Source organism: Pseudomonas sp. MCal1, assembly GCF_026341415.1.
GTDB lineage: Bacteria > Pseudomonadota > Gammaproteobacteria > Pseudomonadales > Pseudomonadaceae > Aquipseudomonas.
In genome coordinates, this window is the sequence record NZ_JAKUMP010000001.1 from 244573 (window position 1) to 264558 (window position 19986).

The 19986-nt window shown below is 61.2% G+C and carries 16 protein-coding genes; 10 read left to right on the plus strand and 6 right to left on the minus strand.

Going from position 1 to position 19986, the window contains the following annotated elements:
- Positions 1-15: 15 nt before the first annotated feature.
- Entirely contained in the window at positions 16-606 is a 591-nt protein-coding gene (locus tag MKZ87_RS01195; protein WP_266200086.1) for an amino acid synthesis family protein, read from the minus strand.
- A 325-nt stretch (positions 607-931) separates the two neighbouring features.
- Here MKZ87_RS01195 and MKZ87_RS01200 point away from each other — a divergent pair, with 325 nt between their 5' ends.
- On the plus strand, positions 932-1960 hold the full coding sequence (locus MKZ87_RS01200) for a WD40/YVTN/BNR-like repeat-containing protein (protein WP_266200087.1): 1029 nt from the start codon (positions 932-934) through the stop codon (positions 1958-1960).
- Between the two features lie 28 nt (positions 1961-1988).
- Complete coding sequence (locus tag MKZ87_RS01205; RefSeq protein WP_234205526.1) at positions 1989-4373, plus strand: efflux RND transporter permease subunit; 2385 nt, start codon at positions 1989-1991, stop codon at positions 4371-4373.
- A 117-nt stretch (positions 4374-4490) separates the two neighbouring features.
- On the opposite strand, the gene MKZ87_RS01210 is transcribed toward MKZ87_RS01205, so the two are convergent.
- Both MKZ87_RS01210 and MKZ87_RS01215 read right to left on the minus strand, forming a co-directional pair.
- Complete coding sequence (locus MKZ87_RS01210) at positions 4491-5210, minus strand: FadR/GntR family transcriptional regulator (RefSeq protein ID WP_085698314.1); 720 nt, start codon at positions 5208-5210, stop codon at positions 4491-4493.
- Between the two features lie 199 nt (positions 5211-5409).
- On the minus strand, positions 5410-7146 hold the full coding sequence (locus tag MKZ87_RS01215) for an IlvD/Edd family dehydratase (protein WP_266200088.1): 1737 nt from the start codon (positions 7144-7146) through the stop codon (positions 5410-5412).
- A 193-nt stretch (positions 7147-7339) separates the two neighbouring features.
- Here MKZ87_RS01215 and MKZ87_RS01220 point away from each other — a divergent pair, with 193 nt between their 5' ends.
- From MKZ87_RS01220 to MKZ87_RS01255, 8 genes are all read left to right on the plus strand, one after another.
- The gene (locus tag MKZ87_RS01220) at positions 7340-8662 is read left to right on the plus strand and encodes an MFS transporter (RefSeq protein ID WP_266200089.1); all 1323 of its coding nucleotides are present in this window, start codon (positions 7340-7342) and stop codon (positions 8660-8662) included.
- A 159-nt stretch (positions 8663-8821) separates the two neighbouring features.
- Positions 8822-9814 carry an AraD1 family protein gene (araD1, locus tag MKZ87_RS01225; protein ID WP_266200090.1) on the plus strand — a complete coding sequence of 331 codons (993 nt, stop codon included), beginning with the start codon at positions 8822-8824 and terminating at the stop codon, positions 9812-9814.
- Positions 9815-9823: 9 nt separating this feature from the next.
- On the plus strand, positions 9824-11404 hold the full coding sequence (locus tag MKZ87_RS01230) for an aldehyde dehydrogenase (NADP(+)) (protein WP_266200091.1): 1581 nt from the start codon (positions 9824-9826) through the stop codon (positions 11402-11404).
- Between the two features lie 166 nt (positions 11405-11570).
- Entirely contained in the window at positions 11571-11879 is a 309-nt protein-coding gene (locus tag MKZ87_RS01235; protein WP_085698353.1) for a DUF5629 family protein, read from the plus strand.
- Positions 11876-13051: a lactonase family protein gene (locus tag MKZ87_RS01240; protein WP_085698318.1), complete on the plus strand. Its 1176-nt coding sequence runs from the start codon at positions 11876-11878 to the stop codon at positions 13049-13051. Before MKZ87_RS01235 ends, MKZ87_RS01240 begins: the two co-directional genes overlap by 4 nt.
- A 156-nt stretch (positions 13052-13207) precedes the next feature.
- Positions 13208-13387, plus strand: coding sequence for a hypothetical protein (locus MKZ87_RS01245; protein ID WP_085703571.1), 180 nt, complete (start codon positions 13208-13210; stop codon positions 13385-13387).
- A 255-nt stretch (positions 13388-13642) separates the two neighbouring features.
- Positions 13643-13855, plus strand: a complete 213-nt coding sequence (locus MKZ87_RS01250; RefSeq protein ID WP_085690322.1) for a hypothetical protein — start codon at positions 13643-13645, stop codon at positions 13853-13855.
- Positions 13852-14109 carry a hypothetical protein gene (locus MKZ87_RS01255; protein ID WP_085698320.1) on the plus strand — a complete coding sequence of 86 codons (258 nt, stop codon included), beginning with the start codon at positions 13852-13854 and terminating at the stop codon, positions 14107-14109. The genes MKZ87_RS01250 and MKZ87_RS01255 overlap by 4 nt, the downstream gene beginning before the upstream one ends.
- 5 nt (positions 14110-14114) lie before the next feature.
- Here the strand turns inward: MKZ87_RS01255 and MKZ87_RS01260 are convergent, their stop codons facing one another.
- Genes MKZ87_RS01260 through MKZ87_RS01270 form a run of 3 tightly spaced genes read right to left on the minus strand, consistent with a single transcriptional unit; the run spans position 14115 to position 19578 of the window.
- Positions 14115-14699 carry a glutathione S-transferase gene (locus MKZ87_RS01260; RefSeq protein WP_085703570.1) on the minus strand — a complete coding sequence of 195 codons (585 nt, stop codon included), beginning with the start codon at positions 14697-14699 and terminating at the stop codon, positions 14115-14117.
- Complete coding sequence (locus MKZ87_RS01265; RefSeq protein WP_266200092.1) at positions 14696-18337, minus strand: AAA family ATPase; 3642 nt, start codon at positions 18335-18337, stop codon at positions 14696-14698. The genes MKZ87_RS01260 and MKZ87_RS01265 overlap by 4 nt, the downstream gene beginning before the upstream one ends.
- Positions 18334-19578 carry an exonuclease SbcCD subunit D C-terminal domain-containing protein gene (locus MKZ87_RS01270; protein WP_085703568.1) on the minus strand — a complete coding sequence of 415 codons (1245 nt, stop codon included), beginning with the start codon at positions 19576-19578 and terminating at the stop codon, positions 18334-18336. The genes MKZ87_RS01265 and MKZ87_RS01270 overlap by 4 nt, the downstream gene beginning before the upstream one ends.
- Positions 19579-19986: the final 408 nt, after the last annotated feature.

Consider the following 19986-nt stretch of genomic DNA (forward strand, 5'->3'; position numbering starts at 1 on the left):
CTTTTTTTATTGTGATTACTGGGCTTTTTCGGCGGCCAGTTCTTCCAGATCGATGTAACGGTTGCCGATGCGCGGGTGCAGGCGACCACCGTCGGCGCAACCGAGCACCACGACAATTTCGTCGGCGCGCGGGGCGTCTTCGATCTGCATTTCCAGAGTGATGTAGTGCGAGCGCAGGCCTTCGTCGTCCTTGTGCATCATCGGGATCTGGATCGAAGTGCCCGGACCGCCACGCTTGTTGGTGAAGCTCAGATAACTCTTGGCCTTGACCGCTTCGCGGTAGTGATTGCCGAAGCGCAGGGTGTGGATCACCGCCGACGCGTGCTCGATTTCACCATCGGCGCCGACCACAGCCGCTTTGCCATAAGCCTCGATCTTCTCGGCACCGCCGATGATGCCCACCAGACGCTTGACCATCATCGCGCCGAGGTCGGAGCAATTGGCGCGGATCTGCGGCTTGAGGTCTTCGACAAAGCCATTGCCGACCCACGGGTTCTTCATGACGACGGCCAGGCCGACCATGGTCACCGGGGTGTCGGACGCCTTGCCGCCTTCGATGAAGGTCTCTTCGACATAGCTGACGATCTTGCGAATTTCGAAACTCATGAGCTGCTCCGTAGGGGATAAAGAGTGTCTGTGCGTCTGATGGTATACCATAATACCGATCGTGCAAGTCCCTCTCGCAAGAATCCCTGCCATCAGTCGGACGAATGCCCGCGCATTCAGCTGCTGCTGTAGTCCCTTTCGGTTAACAAAAGATAACGTTGCGCCGATTGTCAGACGTTTCGAATGCCCGATAGGATGAGCCAGCTTCCGAAGGGGCTCTGGATGGCGGGTTTCAGGACTATGCTTGTGACCAGGCAGTCACCGTGAGCACCCTTGCGGCGCCCTTTAAGGTCCATGACCAACAATAATAAACAGGGGAAGGTCTATGAGTCGTTGCCGCCCGCCGGCGTTACGCAACACCGCGTTGCTGGCCACAGCACTCTCTCTGCTGGGCTTTGCCACCTTGTCGGCGCCTGTCCTGGCGGCCGAAGCGCCAGCCGATGTGGTCTATTCCACCGAATCGGCCAAGGCCTCGAAAAGCCTGATGCTCGATGTCGTTCACGCCGGAACCCGGCTGGTGGCGGTCGGGGATCGCGGGCACATTCTCTATTCCGACGATCAGGGCAAGACCTGGACCCAGGCCAAAGTGCCGAGCCGCCAGTTGCTGACCGCCGTGTATTTCGTCGATGACAAGCATGGCTGGGCCGTCGGCCACGACGCACAGATCCTTGCCAGCGAAGACGGCGGCCTGACCTGGACCAAACAGTTCGAAGACCTCAAACGCGAATCACCGCTGCTCGACGTCTGGTTCAAGGACGTCAACAGTGGCCTGGCCGTGGGTGCCTACGGCGCGCTGCTGGAAACCACCGACGGCGGCAAGCACTGGGAAGACGTCAGCGATCGCCTCGACAACGAAGACCAGTTCCACCTCAACGCCATCGGCGCCGTAAAAGACGCCGGCCTGTTCATCGTCGGCGAGTCGGGCAGCATGTTCCGCTCCGCCGACTGGGGTCAGACCTGGGAAAAACTCGAAGGCCCGTACGAAGGTTCGCTGTTCGGCGTGATCGGCACGGCGCAACCGCAAACCCTGCTGGCCTACGGTCTGCGCGGCAATCTTTACCGGTCCACCGATTTCGGCAGCACTTGGGAGCAGGTTGAACTGAAAGCCGCGCGCGGTTCGCTGGAGTTCGGCCTGTCCGGCGCCACACTGCTCGACGACGGCTCCATCGTCATCGTCGGCAACGGCGGCTCGGTGGTCAGCAGCAGTGACAACGGCGAAACCTTCAGCGTGTTCAACCGTCCGGATCGCATCTCGCTGTCGTCGGTCACCGCCGCCGGCAACGGCAATCTGATCCTGAGCGGGCAGGGTGGCGTTCGGGTGACAACCGCGAACGGCGCCGAGCTGGGCAAATGAGCCGAATCAATAATAAGAAGGCGGGGCTATGACTTCCTTGAGCACTCATCATCAGGACAAGGCGACGTTTCTCGAGCGCCTGATCTTCAACAACCGCCCGGCAGTGATCGTGATCTGCCTGCTGGTCAGCATTTTCCTGTTCTGGCAGGCCACGCTGATCCGCCCGTCCACCAGTTTCGAAAAGATGATCCCGCTCAAGCATCCGTTCATTGAAAAGATGATGGAGCATCGCAACGATCTGGCGAACCTGGGCAACACCGTGCGCATTTCGGTGGAAGCGAAGGATGGCGACATCTTCTCCAAGGAGTACATGGAGACCCTGCGTCAGATCAACGACGAGGTGTTCTACATCTCCGGCGTCGACCGTTCAGGTCTGAAGTCGCTGTGGAGCCCGAGCGTGCGCTGGACCGAAGTGACCGAGGAAGGTTTTGCCGGCGGCGAAGTGATCCCGCAAAGCTACAACGGCTCCCAGGACAGCCTCGATCTGCTGCGCAACAACGTGCTCAAGTCCGGCCAGGTCGGGCGTCTGGTGGCCAACGACTTCAAGTCGAGCATCGTCGACATCCCGTTGCTGGAGTCCTACCCGGACCCGCAGGACCAGGGCAAGTTGCTGGCGCTGGACTATCGCCAGTTCTCCCATGAGCTCGAAGACAAGATCCGCAACAAGTTCGAAGCGCAGAACCCCAACGTCAAGATTCACATCGTCGGCTTCGCCAAGAAGGTCGGTGACCTGATCGATGGTCTGGTGATGGTGGTGATGTTCTTCGGCATCGCCTTCGTCATCACCCTGATCCTGCTGCTGTGGTTCACCAACTGCCTGCGCAGCACCGTGGCAGTATTGAGCACCACGCTGGTGGCGGTGATCTGGCAACTAGGGTTGATGCACTTCTTCGGGTTCGGCCTCGACCCGTATTCGATGCTGGTACCGTTCCTGATCTTCGCCATCGGCATTTCCCACGGCGTGCAGAAAATCAACGGTATCGCCCTGCAATCCGGTGAGGCCGATAACGCGTTGACGGCGGCACGGCGGACCTTCCGTCAGCTGTTCCTGCCGGGGATGATCGCGATTCTGGCGGACGCGGTCGGCTTCATTACGCTGCTGATCATCGACATCGGCGTGATTCGCGAACTGGCCATCGGTGCGTCCATCGGTGTGGCGGTGATCGTGTTCACCAACCTGATCCTGCTGCCGGTGGCGATTTCCTATGTCGGCATCAGCAAGCGCGCCATTGCCAAGAGCAAGAAGGATGCGCACCGCGAACATCCGTTCTGGCGCCTGCTGTCGAACTTCGCCAACCCTAAAGTCGCCCCGATTTCCATCGCCCTGGCGCTGGTCGCCTTCGGTGGCGGTCTCTGGTACAGCCAGAACCTGAAGATCGGCGACCTCGACCAGGGCGCGCCGGAGCTTCGTCCGGATTCGCGCTACAACAAGGACAACAACTTCATCATCAGCAACTACTCCACCAGTTCCGACGTGCTGGTAGTGATGGTCAAGACCAAGTCCGAAGGCTGCTCGCGCTATGAAGCCATGGCGCCGATCGACGAGCTGATGTGGAAGATGCAGAACACCGAGGGCGTGCAGTCGGCGATCTCACTGGTGACGGTGTCCAAGCAGATGATCAAGGGCATGAACGAGGGCAACCTGAAATGGGAAACCCTGTCGCGCAACCCGGACGTGCTGAACAACTCCATCGCCCGGGCCGACGGCCTGTACAACAACAGTTGCTCGCTGGCGCCGGTGCTGGTGTTCCTCAACGATCACAAGGCTGAAACCCTGGATCGCGCGGTGCATGCGGTGCAGGAGTTCGCCAAGGAAAACAACAAGGAAGGCCTGGAGTTCATCCTCGCCGCCGGTAACGCCGGGATCGAAGCGGCCACCAACGAGGTGATCAAGAAGTCCGAGCTGACCATCCTGATCCTGGTGTACATCTGCGTGGCGGTCATGTGCATGATCACCTTCCGCTCCTGGGCGGCAACCTTGTGCATTGTGCTGCCGCTGGTGCTGACCTCGGTGCTGGGCAACGCGCTGATGGCGTTCATGGGCATCGGCGTCAAGGTAGCGACACTGCCGGTGGTGGCGCTGGGTGTGGGAATCGGCGTGGACTATGGCATTTACATCTACAGCCGTCTGGAGAGCTTCCTGCGTGCCGGCCTGCCTTTGCAGGAAGCCTATTACCAGACCTTGAAATCCACCGGTAAAGCGGTGCTGTTCACCGGTCTGTGCCTGGCCATCGGCGTCTGCACCTGGATCTTCTCGGCGATCAAGTTCCAGGCTGACATGGGCCTGATGCTGACCTTCATGCTGCTGTGGAACATGTTCGGTGCGCTGTGGCTGCTGCCAGCACTGGCGAAGTTCCTGATCAAGCCGGAGAAGCTGGCGGGGCAGAAGGGTAATTCCCTGTTTGCTCACTGATCGGCGAGCCTGAAACGAAAAAGCCGCAACCCTGGGGTTGCGGCTTTTTTATGTCGCGAAGTTCACGATTAACCCTGTGGGAGCTGGTTATCCAGCTCCCACAGGGTTTAGTTGTGTTCAGGAGAGTTCGGTGCCGAGCACAACGCTCAAGGCACTCCGTGCATCGTCCAGTTGCACCAGCGTCGCATGCCGCGCGCCTAACGCATCCCGGTTCTCGATCGCCGTCAGAATCGCCTTGTGCCGAGGCAACGCCAGTTCATGCAGATTCGGTCGCTGGTTCGAATGCTTCAACGCCTCGGCAATCGCCACCGACAGCATGTTGCACAGGTTCGCCAACAAATCGTTGTGAGTCGCGTCGGCAATCCGGCTGTGAAAATCCAGATCCGGTTGCAGCAAGGCTTCCGGGCTCGGCGCGGCTTCCATGCGCTGGTAAGCCTCGGCAATCGATGCGATATCGGCATCGGTGGCGTGCTGGGCGGCGAGGGCGGCGGCGGCCGGTTCGATGATGCTGCGCACGCTGGTCAGGACATTGAAGAACTCGTTCTGCGGGCTGCTTTGCATCAGCCAGTGCAGCACGTCCGGGTCGAGCATGTGCCATTCGCGGCGTGGCTTGACCACCGTGCCGACCCGTGGTTTCGAATACACCAGGCCCTTGGCGACCAGCACTCGCGTGGCTTCGCGCAACACCGGCCGGCTGACCGCGTATTCCTCGCAGAGCAAGGCTTCGGCGGGCAGCTTGTCGCAGGGCAGAAAGCGTCCGGAAACAATCTGCATGCCCAGTTCCTGGACGATGCGCGAGTGCATGCTTTTACGGTCGGAAGGTTTGCGGTAATCCATGGGGAGCGGCGCGATCCTGAGCGATGGAGATGCCGCGCATCATAGCAGGCACGGCGTAATCTGGACCTACGCAATGATCGTTCCCACGCTCTGCGTGGGAATGCCTCAAGGGACGCTCCGCGTTCCAGCTCTCGAATGGGACGCAGAGCGTCCCGGGCTGCATTCCCACGCGGAGCATGGGAACGATCAGTGGAGAAGGTCAGTGGGAGTGACGCGGAACCTCGGCACCTCGGCAACCTACCAGGAAGTCGAAATCGCAACCCTGATCCGCCTGCAGCACATGGTCGATATACAACTGACGATACCCACCCACCAACAGCTGTTGCGGCGGTTGCAGATCCGCCATGCGCGCCGCCAGTTCGGCGTCCGGAATGTCCAGGTGCAAACGCCCGTTGGCGCAGTCCAGCTCGATCCAGTCGCCTTCCTTCACCGCCGCCAGAGGCCCGCCTGCCGCCGCTTCCGGGGCGACGTGCAACACAACCGTGCCGTAAGCGGTGCCGCTCATCCGCGCGTCGGAGATGCGCACCATGTCGGTCACGCCCTGCGCCAGCAGTTTGGCCGGCAAGCCCATGTTGCCGACTTCGGCCATGCCCGGATAACCCTTCGGCCCGCAGTTTTTCATCACCAGAATCGAGTTCGCATCGACGTCCAGTTCCGGGTCGTTGATTCGCGCCTTGTACATGTCGAAGTTCTCGAACACGACGGCGCGACCACGGTGCTGCATCAGTTCCGGCGTGGCGGCTGACGGCTTGAGCACCGCGCCCAGTGGCGCCAGGTTGCCGCGCAATACACAGATTCCGCCGTCGGCACGGATCGGATTGTCGAGGGTGCGGATCACTTGGTCTTCGCCGTAGATCGGCGCGTCCTTGGTGTTCTCGCCGATGGATTTGCCGTTGACGGTCAGCGCGTTCGGGTTGGGAATCAGATTGGCCTCGCCGAGGCGGCGCAGTACGGCTGGCAAGCCGCCCGCATAGTAGAACTCTTCCATCAGGAAGCGCCCGGACGGTTGCAGGTCGACGATGGTTGGCATGCCGCGACCGATACGGGTCCAGTCGTCCAGATCCAGCTCGACGCCGATGCGTCCGGCGATGGCTTTGAGGTGGATTACCGCGTTGGTCGAACCGCCAATCGCTGCGTTGACCCGGATTGCGTTTTCGAAGGCCTCCTTGGTCAGGATCTTCGACAGTTTCAAGTCTTCACGAACCATCTCCACCGCACGCATGCCGGACATGTGCGCCAACACATAACGCCGCGCATCCACTGCCGGAATCGCCGCGTTGTGCGGCAGCGACGTGCCGAGTGCTTCGGCCATGCAGGCCATGGTCGACGCGGTGCCCATGGTGTTGCAGGTGCCGGCCGAACGGGACATGCCGCCTTCGGCCGCGAGGAAATCGTCAATCGTGATGGTGCCGGCCTTGACCTGCTCGCTGAGCTGCCAGACCACGGTGCCGGAGCCGATGTCCTTGCCCTTGTGCTTGCCGTTGAGCATCGGCCCGCCGGTGACGACGATCGCCGGCACGTCGCAACTGGCCGCGCCCATCAGCAGGGCCGGGGTGGTCTTGTCGCAACCGGTCAGCAGCACCACGCCGTCAATCGGGTTGCCGCGAATCGCTTCCTCGACGTCCATGCTCGCCAGGTTGCGGGTGAGCATGGCGGTCGGGCGCAGGTTCGATTCACCGTTGGAAAACACCGGGAATTCCACCGGGAAGCCGCCGGCTTCGATCACACCGCGTTTGACGTGCTCCGCGATCTGGCGGAAGTGCGCGTTGCACGGGGTCAGCTCCGACCAGGTGTTACAGATGCCGATGATCGGCTTGCCGTGGAACTGATGGTCGGCGATGCCCTGATTCTTCATCCAGCTGCGGTACATGAAGCCGTTTTTGTCGGCCGTGCCAAACCATTGGGCGGAGCGCAGGGTGGGTTTCTTATCAGACATGATCGATTCTCTTATTGTAAGACTATTGTTTGCGAGCCTTGGCTAAACATAAGCTCAAAATCGACGGTTTGGAAGTGTTGTTGCCTAATTAGTATTACTATATAGTCGTTTTCGACGGAGGGATGGCCCTGGCGGCTTTGCGTGAGAGGCGTCCCCCGAGGTTCCATAAAAACAACAATCGGAGACCGATCTCATGAGCCAGGAACTGCGGCTTGTCCGGCGCATCACACTGAAACTGATTCCCTTCCTGATCCTGCTGTACCTGATCGCCTATGTGGATCGCTCCGCTGTCGGCTTCGCCAAGCTGCACATGGGCGCCGACGTGGGTATCGGCGATGCCGCTTACGGCCTCGGTGCCGGGCTGTTCTTCATCGGCTACTTCCTGTTAGAGATTCCCAGCAACCTGATGCTCGAACGCTTTGGTGCGCGGCGCTGGTTCGCGCGGATCATGATCACCTGGGGCGCAATCACCATCGGCATGGCGTTCGTCCAGGGCCCGCACAGTTTCTACGTCATGCGCTTTCTGCTCGGCGCGGCGGAGGCGGGGTTCTTTCCCGGCGTTCTGTACTACATCACCCAATGGTTCCCGGTGCGTCATCGCGGCAAGATCCTCGGGCTGTTCATCCTTTCCCAACCCATCGCGATGATGATCACCGGCCCCGTGTCCGGCGGACTGCTGGGCATGGACGGCATCCTCGGCCTGCACGGCTGGCAGTGGCTGTTCATCGTCATCGGCACCCCGGCGATCCTGCTGACCTGGCCGGTATTGCGCTGGCTGCCGGACGGCCCGCAGCAAGTGAAATGGATGGATCAGGCCGAGAAAGACTGGCTGACCGGCGAGCTGAAAAGAGACCTGCAGGAATACGGCCAGACCCGTCACGGCAATCCGTTGCACGCGCTCAAGGACAAACGCGTATTGCTGCTGGCGCTGTTTTACCTGCCGGTGACCCTGAGCATTTACGGCCTGGGCCTGTGGCTGCCGACCCTGATCAAACAGTTTGGCGGCAGCGATCTGGTGACCGGTTTCGTGTCATCGGTGCCGTACATCTTCGGGATCATCGGCCTGCTGATCATTCCGCGCAGTTCCGACCGTTTGAATGACCGTTACGGTCATCTGGCGGTGCTCTATGTACTGGGCGCGATCGGCCTGTTCCTCAGCGCCTGGCTGTCGTTGCCGGTGGCGCAACTGGCGGCGTTGTGTCTGGTGGCGTTCGCGCTGTTTTCCTGCACGGCGGTGTTCTGGACTTTGCCGGGTCGCTTCTTCGCCGGTGCCAGTGCGGCGGCCGGGATTGCGTTGATCAACTCGGTGGGCAACCTCGGCGGCTATATCGGTCCGTTCGTGATCGGCGCGCTGAAGGAATACACCGGCAACCTCGCTTCGGGCCTGTACTTCCTGTCCGCGGTGATGGTGTGCGGGCTGGTTCTGACGGGCGTCGTCTATCGCTTGCTGGAGCGCAAACATGTGCTGCCGGTCGAGCAGTTTGCAGCGAGTGCCCGAGGCGCCACCCGAACCTGAATGACTATCACCGACCCTGTGGGAGCGAGCTTGCTCCGGGCGGCGATCCGACGAAGTGTTCGGCACATTCAACATTTGTGGTGACTGATGCACCGCCTTCGCGAGCAAGCTCGCTCCCATGGGGATCGGCGGTGTTTTTGAGGGAATAGGAGAGGATTTATGCATCTGGTTCAATTCGAATTGAGTAGCGGCGAGCGCCGTGTCGGGGTGGTCGAAAACGGTCTGGTGTGTGAAGTGCAGGATGCGCGCACCGTTCGTGATCTGGCCCTGGCCGCGATCGAGGCCGGCAGCACCCTCGCGCAGCAAGTGCAAACCCTGGGGCTGGGCACCCGCCACGATTACGCGCAGTTACTGAAAGAGCTGCGCATCCTGCCGCCGCTGGACCACCCGGACCCGGCGCACATGTTGGTCAGCGGCACCGGCCTCACGCATCTTGGCAGCGCGTCTGCCCGGGACAAGATGCACCAGCAGGTCGGCGACGAAGCGGCGATGACCGACACCATGCGCATCTTCAAGTGGGGTGTGGAGGGCGGCAAACCGGCGGCGGGGCAGGCAGGCGTGCAGCCTGAGTGGTTCTACAAGGGCGACGGCAGCATTGTCGTGCGTCCCGGTCAGCCATTCCCGCTGCCGCCGTTTGCCGAAGACGCCGGTGAGGAACCGGAAATGGCCGGTCTCTACATCATCGGCCACGACGGCAAGCCGTATCGCCTCGGTTTTGCGGTGGGCAACGAATTCTCCGATCACGTCATGGAGCGCAAGAATTACCTGTACCTGGCCCATTCGAAGCTGCGCAGTTGCAGCTATGGTCCGGAGCTGCGCGTGGGTGAGTTGCCGCAACACCTGGCCGGCACCAGCCGCATCCTGCGTGACGGCCAAGTGCTGTGGCAGAACGAATTCCTCAGCGGCGAGGCCAACATGTGCCACAGCCTGGCGAACCTCGAATATCACCACTTCAAGTACAGCCAGTTCCTGCGTCCCGGTGATGTGCACATTCACTTCTTCGGCACGGCGACCCTGTCGTTTGCCGACGGCATCCGCACCCAGCCGGGCGATGTGTTCGAGATCAGCCAGGCTGAATTCGGCGCACCGCTGGTCAACGGCATCGCTCCGGTCGCAGCGGTATTCGAACCGGACAGCATCGGCACCCTTTAAGGAGATCCCATGACTCAGATTCTCGGTCACAACTACATCGGCGGCCGTCGCAGTGCGGCAGGCAACGTCAAGCTGCAAAGCGTCGACGCCACCACGGGCGAGGCACTGCCTCACGACTTCATTCAGGCCACGGAAGCGGAAGTGGACGCTGCCGCCAAGGCCGCTGCGGCGGCCTATCCGGCGTATCGCAGCCTCAGCGCTGAACGCCGCGCGCAGTTTCTCGATGCGATTGCCGATGAACTGGATGCGCTGGGCGATGATTTCGTCGCCGTGGTCTGCCGCGAAACTGCATTGCCTGCCGGGCGCATCCAAGGTGAAAGAGGGCGCACCAGCGGCCAGATGCGACTGTTCGCCAAAGTCCTGCGACGCGGTGATTTCTATGGTGCGCGCATCGACTTGCCGTTGCCGGATCGTCAGCCGCTGCCGCGTCCGGATCTGCGCCAGTACCGCATCGGCCTGGGGCCGGTGGCAGTGTTCGGCGCGAGCAACTTTCCACTGGCATTCTCCACTGCCGGCGGCGACACCGCGTCGGCGTTGGCGGCCGGTTGCCCGGTGGTGTTCAAGGCCCACAGCGGCCACATGGCCACCGCTGAACTTGTGGCCGACGCGCTAATCCGTGCAGCAGAAAAAACCGCGATGCCGGCTGGCGTGTTCAACATGATCTACGGTGGGGGCGTCGGTGAATGGTTGGTCAAGCATCCGGCCATTCAGGCTGTGGGTTTCACCGGTTCGCTGCGAGGCGGAAGGGCGCTGTGTGACATGGCCGCCGCACGGCCTCAGCCGATCCCGGTGTTCGCCGAGATGTCGAGCATCAACCCGGTGATCGTGCTGCCCCAGGCGCTGGCCGTGCGTTCGGAAACCGTCGCCCGCGATCTGACCGCGTCGGTGGTGCAGGGCTGCGGTCAGTTCTGTACCAACCCGGGTCTGGTGATCGGTATTCGCTCGCCGCAGTTCAGTGCGTTTGTTGAGCAGGTCGCGGCGCTGATCGGTGATCAACCGGCGCAAACCATGCTCAATGCCGGCACCCTTGGCAGCTACGGCAAGGGCCTGGAAAAACTCTTGGCGCACACCGGTATCGAGCATCTGGCGGGCAATCCGCAGCAAGGCAATCAGGCGCAGCCACAGTTGTTCAAGGCGGACGTCAGCCTGCTGATCGATGGCGATGAAGTGCTGCAGGAAGAAGTGTTCGGGCCGACCACGGTGATTGTCGAAGTGGCCGACAAGGCGCAGTTGAGCGCGGCATTGCAGGGCCTGCACGGACAGCTCACGGCGACAATCATCGGCGAGCAGACGGATTTCGAGCGCTTCCCGGAGCTGACGCCGTTGTTGGAACAGAAGGTCGGGCGGATCCTGCTCAACGGTTATCCGACCGGTGTCGAAGTCTGTGATTCGATGGTCCACGGCGGGCCGTATCCGGCGACCTCCGATGCCCGTGGCACCTCGGTGGGCACTTTGGCGATCGATCGTTTCCTGCGTCCGGTGTGCTTCCAGAACTACCCCGACAGCCTGCTGCCGGAACCGCTGAAAAACGCCAACCCGCTGCGCATTCAGCGGCTGGTCGATGGCAAGCCATCGCGCGAAGCCCTCTAAGCCACCCCGAGATCCCTGTGGGAGCGAGCTTGCTCGCGAAGGCGGTCGTCCAGTCACTTGTTGATTGCCTGACACTCCGTATTCGCGAGCAAGCTCGCTCCCACAGGAGCCCAGCGACAGCTTTGAGCTATCATTGGCCCTTTCCCCCCTGAAAGACATGATTGCCATGACTGCCGTAACCGACACCCTTCTCAACGCCCTCGAACACTGCGGTATGGTCGAAATCGACGGCCTGCACGCTTTCGAATTCGCCCTCGACGAAGACGACAACCTGCACATCGAATGCATCGATGGCCGGGTCGCCAAGCATTGGGAATTCACCCCGGCTCAAGTTGCAGCGGCGACGTTTGATGAAGATCTGCAGAGCTGGCTGATCGTCGGTTTTTCCAGCGACACCAAAACCGTTGGCGAACACCGTCTGGTCTGCCTCGGCGATGTACTGAGCAGCGCCGATGACGAGGATGAAACCGAATGAACATGCGTAAATTCTGGCCATTGCTGATGGCCGGCAGCGTCGGCGCGATGGGCCTTTCCAGTGCCTCGGCCGAAAGCTTCCAGTTTTTGGTGGGCTCCTACACTGCCGGCCCCAGCGAAGGCATCTACCGGATGAGCTTCGACAGTGCCACCGGCCAGATCGCCGCCAAGCCGCTGCAAGTGATCAAGAGCGAAAACCCGTCGTGGCTGACCCTGTCCAAGGATCAGAACCGGTTGTTCGTGGTCAACGAAAACGGTCCGGGCCAGAAAGATCCGGTCGGTCGCGTCAGCAGTTATTCGATCGATCCCAAGACCCACGCCCTGACCCTGATCAATCAGGTCCAGAGCCTGGGCAACGAGCCGACCCATTCGAGCCTCAGCGGCGACGCCAGTCATCTGTTCGTCAGCAACTATTCCGTGGTCGAAGATCCGGGCGGCACCCTCGCGGTATTGCCGGTGGGCAGCGACGGCCAGCTCAAACCGGTGGTGCAGATGAGCGCGCACCCGGCGAGCCGGGTCAATCCGGAGCGTCAGGCCTCGAACCACGTGCACTCGACGGTCTCTTCGCCGGACGGTCGTTATGTGTTCTCCAATGATCTCGGTGCGGATAAAGTCTTCATCTACCAATTCGACCCGAAAGCCAATCCGGACCTGCCGCTGACCCCGGCGAAAACCGCTTCGGTGCAACTGCCACCCGGCAGTGGGCCGCGTCATCTGTTGTTCAGTGCGGACGGCAAGCATGCCTGGCTGACCATGGAAATGAGCGCTCAGGTCGCGGTATTCGACTACAAGGACGGCGTGCTGACCCAGACGCAAATGGTTGATCTGGCGGCCGGCCAGCCGACGTCAGACAAAGCCGCTGCGGCGCTGCATGCGTCCGCCGACGGCAAATTCCTTTACGTCAGTAACCGTGGCACCGCCAATCAGCTGCTGGTATTCGCGATTGACCCGGCCAGCGGCCAGCTAAAGGAATTGCAACGACGTTCGGTGGAAGGCGATCACCCGCGTGAGTTCAGCCTCGATCCAAGCGGTAAATTCCTGCTGATCGCCAACCAGAAGAGCAACCAGATTGTCGTGGTCGAGCGCGACGGCAAGACCGGTCTGCTGGGCAAAACCGTGCAAAAACTGCCGATGGACGCCCCGAGCGACCTCAAGTTTCTCGTGCGTCAATAAGCCGCAGGCCCCGGTCTACGGGGCCTGAAGCTTTGTATTAATCCTGCTGATAACAGGTAATGTTGCAAAGCATTTCAAGCGATTAACCCTTGAGCGTTAAGTTTGCTTCACGGCCCAACCGGGCAAGCAAGCCAACTGAACACGAGGGTTACCGCCATGAACTTCAATCTCTTCTCCGTGATTGCCGCTTCCGCCATCTCCGCCACCGTGGCCCTGCCAGCCAGTGCCAACGTTGAAATCAGCAGCAAAAAATCCCATACCCAGAGCTACACCCAGAAATACCTGCAACAAAGCGCCAACTTCTACGCCGCGCTGGATCACAAAGCCCAACACTGAAATTTCCGTCACGCCCTGGAACTGCCCAAGGCTGCGATCCTTTGATCTTGTTTCTAAAAAAGCAAAATCAAAAGATCGCAGCCTTGGGCAGTTTTTTATCTGCGGTTCGACCGGCGATAGCTATTTTCAAACGGAGAAATAGACCGGCTAAATAATCAACGAAGCTGATGGTTACTATGGCAAACGCTGAGTGGTTACCCCGGCTTTTTTGATCGATTCTGTGGACCTCGAAACATTGTCCACGGAGCACACATCATGGCCAGTTCAATCATCACTTCCGCCAAGCGCGGCGCCTACGTGGCCATCGGTCTGTACCTGGTCATGGTGCTGTTTGTCAGTCTGGCGTCGCAGTCGCAACACAGCTTCGAAGCACCGATCGACGTTGCACATCCCGGCATCCAGTTCGAACTCCGCTCGCAAAACGCGGCGGTGGATTCGACTGAACTCGCGGGAGTCGGCGGAGCATGAAAGGCTACAGACTCTGGGTCATTGCCGGACTGGCGTTCATGACCAACGGCGCCTCGCTTCTGGGATTCGGCCAGGGCTCGGTCGGAGGGCTGGCCCGGGCCATAGAGGCCAACCACAACATCGCGCACAACATCGAACGGGCCAATGCGCTGGGGCTGCTGGCCGGCAATCCGCCGGTGAAAACTTCCAGCGGTTTTCTCGGCCCGTTCGAAGTGGATTGCTCGGCGATCGGCATGTGTGAAGTGCTGGCGTAACGCGCTTACTTTTTCATGATATCGGTGAACAGCTCCGATTCCAGAAACCGCTGCAACCAGGCCTGCAACCGCACGTAAGGCGTCTGCGCAAACCAGTCACGATCAACGTGAGCGAACTGGCGAACGAACGGCAACAGCGCGATATCGGCCAGGCTCGGATGCCCGGCCAGCAAATAATCGCGACCTTCGAGCAGCTCATCGAGCCGCTGCAAAAACAACGCACCTTCCGCGCGATAAACCTCCATCGGTTGTTCCGGATAACGCTCGGCGTACTTGTAGCGATTCAAGTGAACCTTGAACACTTGGTCGTTGGCTTCGATCAACTCGGCAATCCTTGAATCGCCATTCAGCAACCAGTCATCCGGATCATGCTGCGCCAGCGCCCAGCGCATGATCTCCAGGCTTTCATCGATCACCTGACCGTTCGCATCCAGCACCGGCACCGTGCCCTTGGGCGAGATCGCCAGCATCGCGGCCGGTTTGGCCTTGAGGCTGACTTCGACGATGTCCACCGGCACGTCCGAATAACGCAGGGCCATCCGCGCCCGCATCGCGTACGGGCAGCGGCGGAAGGAATACAGCGTGTTCATTTCACCTCCAGTGTGCTCAGACCGTTGCCCTGGCGCTGTACCTGAATCTGCACCGGAATCCGTTCGTGCATTTCCTGCACGTGGGAAATCACCGCCACCTTGCGCCCCTGAGCCTGCAAGCCGTCGAGAGCGTCCATGGCCAGTTGCAGGGATTCCGGATCGAGGCTGCCGAAGCCTTCGTCGATGAACAGCGATTCGATCTTCAACGTGCTCGACGCCATCGAGGCCAGGCCCAGTGCAAGCGCCAGCGAAACCAGGAAGGTTTCGCCGCCGGACAACGAATGCACCGAGCGCAGTTCGTCGCCCATTTCGGTGTCCATCACCAGCAGGCCGAGCATGCTGCCGCCGCGCTTGAGGCGATAGCGCTTGACCAGTTGCCGCAGTTGCACGTTGGCGTGATGCACCAGCAGGTCAAGGTTGTAGGCCTGGGCGATCTTGCGGAACGTGTCGCCGGTGGCCGAGCCGATCAGCGCATTGAGCCGCGCCCAGCGCTGATACTCGGCATAGGCGTCGGCGATCTGCTGCGCCAGCGCCTGATTGGCGTTCTGGCGGCGCTGGTCTTCGGCCTGCTCGGCGCGCAGTTCGGCACATTGCTGTTCGCTGGCCGCGCACTGGTTTTGCAGGTCGGCGAGGGCACTGGCGAGTTGTTCCGCATCGAGGTTGCCATTGTGTTGGGCCTGATGATCGAGCAGGCGCTGATCACGTTCCTGCAACAACACGGTGGCCTGTTCAACGGCTTTTTCGTTGCGCTGCAAGCGCTGGCGCAGTTCGTCGACCTGGGCGTCATCAATCCGCAGCAGGTCTTCAAGGCCGCCGTCATCCAGCTCCGGATGACGGGCGCGCCAGTCGGCAATTTTGCCGGCCAGATCGCGGTCTTCGGTTTCCAGCGCTTGCAGACGCTCTTGCTGCGCTTTGAGTTCGGCGGCGATTTGCACCCTTTGCGTACGCGTTTCCTGGAGCGCCTGAGTCGTGGTGGATTCGGCGTTGCGCGCCAGTTCCACCGCTTGTTCCAGTTGCTGCTGCCAATGCTCGGCGCAGGTGTGATCGCCGAGTAATTGCGCCAGCTTCTGCTGGCTGGCGAGTTGCTGTTCGGTCAGTGCGTTGAGCTGCTGCTCAGCGTTTTGCAATTGCTCGACACGGCCCTGTTGGCGATCCTGTTCCTTCTCGAGCGTTTGCTGGCGTTGTTGCTGTTCGGTCAGTTCTTCCTTTTGCTGTTCGACTTGCGCCAGACGTTCGGCGATCTGCCGGTCAAGTTGCATGAAGGTCGCGGCCGGTTCAGCGCGCAAGGCATCAAGGGTGTCGCTCGGCAACAGCGTGGCGAAGGCTGCCAGCTCTTCGTCCAGGCGCTGGCGGTCAGCGCTCAGTTCGCGTTGCTGATTGCTCAGTTGTTGCGCCGCTTGCTGGTGTGCCGTCTCGGCCTGCCGCAATTGCTGGGTCAGCCGCGCCGCGTCCTGTTGCAGCGTGAGCAGGGCGGACTGGCGCTGCTCGTCCTGGGTGATGCTTTGATTTAGTTGATCGTTCTGGCGGGTGAGCCACGCCGTGCGCTTGTCACTGTCCTGATTCAGCAACGATGCCGCGAGCGGATGCGCTTCGATGCTCGGCGTCAGCGATTGTTGCTGAGCGGCCAGTTGCTCCTGCTGTTGCAGCAGTTCCTTTTGCCGGGCAATCACCCCACCGACATCGGCGCGCAGCTCGGTGAGTTTTTCCTTCAGTTGATCGACGGCTTGCTGCGCGCTGGCCTGCTCGCTTTCATCGTGACGGCCGAGGCTTTGCAACAGGGCTTCCGGCTGGTGATAAGGATGTTCGTTGCTGCCGCAGACCGGGCACGGCTGGTCGTCCTGCAATTGCGCACGCAGCTCTTCGACACTGGCACTGCGGGCCAGACGCTGGCGCTCAAGCAGTTCACGGGTGACGTTAAGGGTCTGTTCGGCGACAGTCAGCTCGGACTTGGTTTTCACCCCGTCCTGGGTCAGGCGCTCGCGCTCCTGTTGCGCATCGAGCTGACGCTGTTGCAGCTCGGCACTGCGCTTGTCCAGATCCTGCTGGCTGGCCCACAGCCGCGTCAGGTCTTCGATGGCGCGCAGTTGTTTGCGGTTGTCCTGCAGCAGAGTACCGAGAATGCCGATCTGCTCGGCGACTGCGTCCGGCTCGGCGCCAGCCTCCTTGAACAGCACTTCCAGCTGCTGCTTCTGCGTGGTGAGCGCTTCGGCGGCGCGGGTGGCGTTTTCCTCGAGAGACGCCAGTTCGCTTTGGCCTTTGTTCAACCGGTTGCCGATCAGCATCAGTTGCTGCAAGCGGTCGCGATAGGCATTCCACGCTTCGCTCAACGGTGCCAAGTGAGCGCTTTGCTCAAGATCGGCGGCAATGCGCTGCAAGCGATCGGCGACCTGTTTTTGCTGATCGAGCAGGGTCTGGATCGCGCTTTGGACCTGAGTGCAGGCCTGTTCTGCGGCTTGCTTCGCTTCGCTGCCCGACGCTACATCCCTGGCGAGGCGGGCGAGGGTGCTTTGCTCATCGAACGCCTGACGCAACAGCGGTGCGCTTTCGCTATGCTGCGTTTGCGCCTGGGTCAGGGCGATCTGCGCGGCGGCGAGATCCTGTTCCAGTCGCGCCTGGCGCTCGGTCAGCTCGCCATGTTGCCGGGTGTGCGCGTGGATCTGGGCAGCGAGTGGCGTCAGCTGTGCATCCAGTTCGGTTTTGCGGGCGAACTGGTGACGTTGCGGGGCAAGTTGTTCCAGACGGGTGAGCTTCAGACGCTCACCGGCCAGCGACTCTCGCTCGTGCTCGGCGCTGCGCAGTTGTTCGGCGGCGGCTTGTTGCGAGTCTTGCAGTCGCAGCAGCTCCTTGAGCCAGTCGTGCTGTTGCTCGATCTGCTTGAGCTGCGCCTGCTGCAACTTGAGTTGTTGTTGGGCGGCGTTGAAGCGTTCGTCGAGTTCCGCGCGTGCCTCCGGGGCCAGCGGGGTCACGCCGGTGGCCTGATCCTGCAATTGCTTGTGGGCTTCGCGGGCCTCTTTGGTCTTGTCGAACGCGCGACGGCCGAGGCGGGTGTAGAGCGCGGTGTCGGTGAGCTTTTCCAGCAGTTCGCTGCGGTCGTTGTCGTCGGCCTTGAGGAAGGCGCTGAACTCGCTCTGGGCCAGCAACACGGCGCGGGTGAACTGTTCGAAGTTCAGGCCCAGCGCGGCTTCGAGCTGAGTCTTGTACTCACCTTTCTGGCTGGCGAGCAGTTGATCCTGATCGATGTCGCGCAGGCTCTGACGGCTGGCCTGCAACTTGCCGCCGGCCTTTTCCCGGGCGCGATTGGCTTCCCAGCGCGCGCGATAGCGACGGCCATCGACGCCGACAAAATCCACTTCGGCAAAGCCTTCACCGGTGCCGCGACGCAGCAGGGTGCGCGGGTCGCCAGTGAGGATTTCGCCGTCGGCGTCCGGCACCTTGGCGTCACGCCCGGTGTTGTTCAGACGCGGCACGGCGCCGAACAGTGCCAGGCACAGTGCATCGAGCAGGGTGCTTTTGCCGGCGCCGGTCGGGCCGGTGATTGCGAACAGACCGGCGCTGGCTAGCGGTTCGGCGGTGAAGTCGATCTCGAACGGGCCGGCCAGCGAGGCGAGGTTCTTCAAGCGAATGGCGAGAATCTTCATGGCTGCTCGCCCTCCATCTGTACGTCTTGCAGTAGCTCGGCGAAGTCCTTGAGGGTTTGCTCGTCGACCTCGCTGCCGTAGTTGTCGAGCCAGGCGCGACTGAACAATTCCTGTGGTGTGAGCTGGTCCAGTTCGATCAGCGCGCTGCCGTCCTCGGCGCCGTCAGCGCCACGGTTACCGGCGTATTCGGCGGCGATCCGCACCAGTCGCACAGCCTTGCCTTGCAGGGCGCTTTCGACTTGATGGCGCAAGTCTGGTTGTGGCTCGTCGAGGCGCACCCGCACTTCCAGCCAAGGCTGACGCTGGGTTTCGGCCAGCAGGTCGATGTTCGGCAGGTCCGCCAGTTGCAGCAGGATTTCCGCCAGTGGCGCAGGGCCGAGGCGTTGCAGGTTGACGGAGCGGGGGATCAGCATTGGCTCGACGCTGACCAGGGTTTCGCCGTCCAGAACGACGTCGAGCACCTGATGCTGATAACTGATTTCGGAAAACGACAACGGGATCGGCGAGCCGCTGTAGCGAATCCGTTCTTCACCATTGACCTTCTGCGGCTTGTGCAAATGGCCGAGGGCGACGTAGCTGATGCTCGGCCCGAACAGACTGGCAGGCAGGGCTTCGGCGTTGCCGATAATCAGGCTGCGCTCGGAGTCTTCCGACACCGAGCCGCCGGCCATGTGCGCGTGGCTGATGGCGACCAGTGCCTGGCCCGGCTGGCGCTTGGCGTTCGCCGCTTCGATCAGCCATTCATGCACTTGGCCGATGCCGCGCAAATAGTTATCGCCCAGGTGCGCGCCGGTCACTTCGGCAGGCCGCAGGAACGGCAACGCCAGGCACCACGCGGCGATCTCGCCGGACGCATTCGGCAGCGGCAGCAGCAGACGTTCCGCATCCAGTTGCCCGTCATCCAGCCACAACACGCGGCCCAGTGCATGGGTGCGCAAACGCCGCATCAACGGCGCGGGCAGTTCGATCCGCGAACCGGAATCGTGGTTGCCGGCGATCATCACGATGGTCAGCGACGGCTGCTGTTCGTGGGCGCTGACGATGAAATCGTAGAGGCGTTCCTGGGCTTTGACCGGCGGGTTGACCGTGTCGAAGATGTCGCCGGCAATCAGCAGCACGTCCGGCTGCGCCAGCTTCAATTGGCGCAGCAGCCACTCGAGAAAACAGGCGTGCTCGAAATCGCGCTCCTGGCCGTGCAGGTTCTGCCCAAGGTGCCAGTCGGAGGTGTGAAACAGACGCAAGGCTGACTCCGCAATATAAAGAGGTGATGGCCGCCGGGATGAGAGGGCGGCGAAAGAGGGGAGAGTTTACAGATTATTGCGAGAGGCGGGCCGGAAGGGAATTTAGAAACCATCGTCAGAAAGGTATGACTGTATTGCTACCGTTCGTCGGCAACGCTGCACCCGTTCATACATTTATTGACGCCAAAATAGTGGCCATCTAATATCGCGCCACTATTGTGACATCAGTGTGCTGCTATGAGGGAGCTGGCAGATGTGTTGCGGCCTGCTCCGTGACCGATCCCGCTATATCCAGGTTGCCCCGGCAATTTTCCTCTTACCCACTTCTCGGTCGACCGGCGTCGTGTGAATGCCCGTCGGGAAGTGCTGCGCCTGAGGTCTGCCTGCTCATTTATGTTTGTTGCATAG

Coding starts and splice junctions, on each gene's coding strand:
- MKZ87_RS01195 (WP_266200086.1), bottom strand. CDS start 606: ATGAGTTTCGAAATTCGCAAGATCGTCAGCTATGTCGAAGAGACCTTC.
- MKZ87_RS01200 (WP_266200087.1), top strand. CDS start 932: ATGAGTCGTTGCCGCCCGCCGGCGTTACGCAACACCGCGTTGCTGGCC.
- MKZ87_RS01205 (WP_234205526.1), top strand. CDS start 1,989: ATGACTTCCTTGAGCACTCATCATCAGGACAAGGCGACGTTTCTCGAG.
- MKZ87_RS01210 (WP_085698314.1), bottom strand. CDS start 5,210: ATGGATTACCGCAAACCTTCCGACCGTAAAAGCATGCACTCGCGCATC.
- MKZ87_RS01215 (WP_266200088.1), bottom strand. CDS start 7,146: ATGTCTGATAAGAAACCCACCCTGCGCTCCGCCCAATGGTTTGGCACG.
- MKZ87_RS01220 (WP_266200089.1), top strand. CDS start 7,340: ATGAGCCAGGAACTGCGGCTTGTCCGGCGCATCACACTGAAACTGATT.
- araD1 (WP_266200090.1), top strand. CDS start 8,822: ATGCATCTGGTTCAATTCGAATTGAGTAGCGGCGAGCGCCGTGTCGGG.
- MKZ87_RS01230 (WP_266200091.1), top strand. CDS start 9,824: ATGACTCAGATTCTCGGTCACAACTACATCGGCGGCCGTCGCAGTGCG.
- MKZ87_RS01235 (WP_085698353.1), top strand. CDS start 11,571: ATGACTGCCGTAACCGACACCCTTCTCAACGCCCTCGAACACTGCGGT.
- MKZ87_RS01240 (WP_085698318.1), top strand. CDS start 11,876: ATGAACATGCGTAAATTCTGGCCATTGCTGATGGCCGGCAGCGTCGGC.
- MKZ87_RS01245 (WP_085703571.1), top strand. CDS start 13,208: ATGAACTTCAATCTCTTCTCCGTGATTGCCGCTTCCGCCATCTCCGCC.
- MKZ87_RS01250 (WP_085690322.1), top strand. CDS start 13,643: ATGGCCAGTTCAATCATCACTTCCGCCAAGCGCGGCGCCTACGTGGCC.
- MKZ87_RS01255 (WP_085698320.1), top strand. CDS start 13,852: ATGAAAGGCTACAGACTCTGGGTCATTGCCGGACTGGCGTTCATGACC.
- MKZ87_RS01260 (WP_085703570.1), bottom strand. CDS start 14,699: ATGAACACGCTGTATTCCTTCCGCCGCTGCCCGTACGCGATGCGGGCG.
- MKZ87_RS01265 (WP_266200092.1), bottom strand. CDS start 18,337: ATGAAGATTCTCGCCATTCGCTTGAAGAACCTCGCCTCGCTGGCCGGC.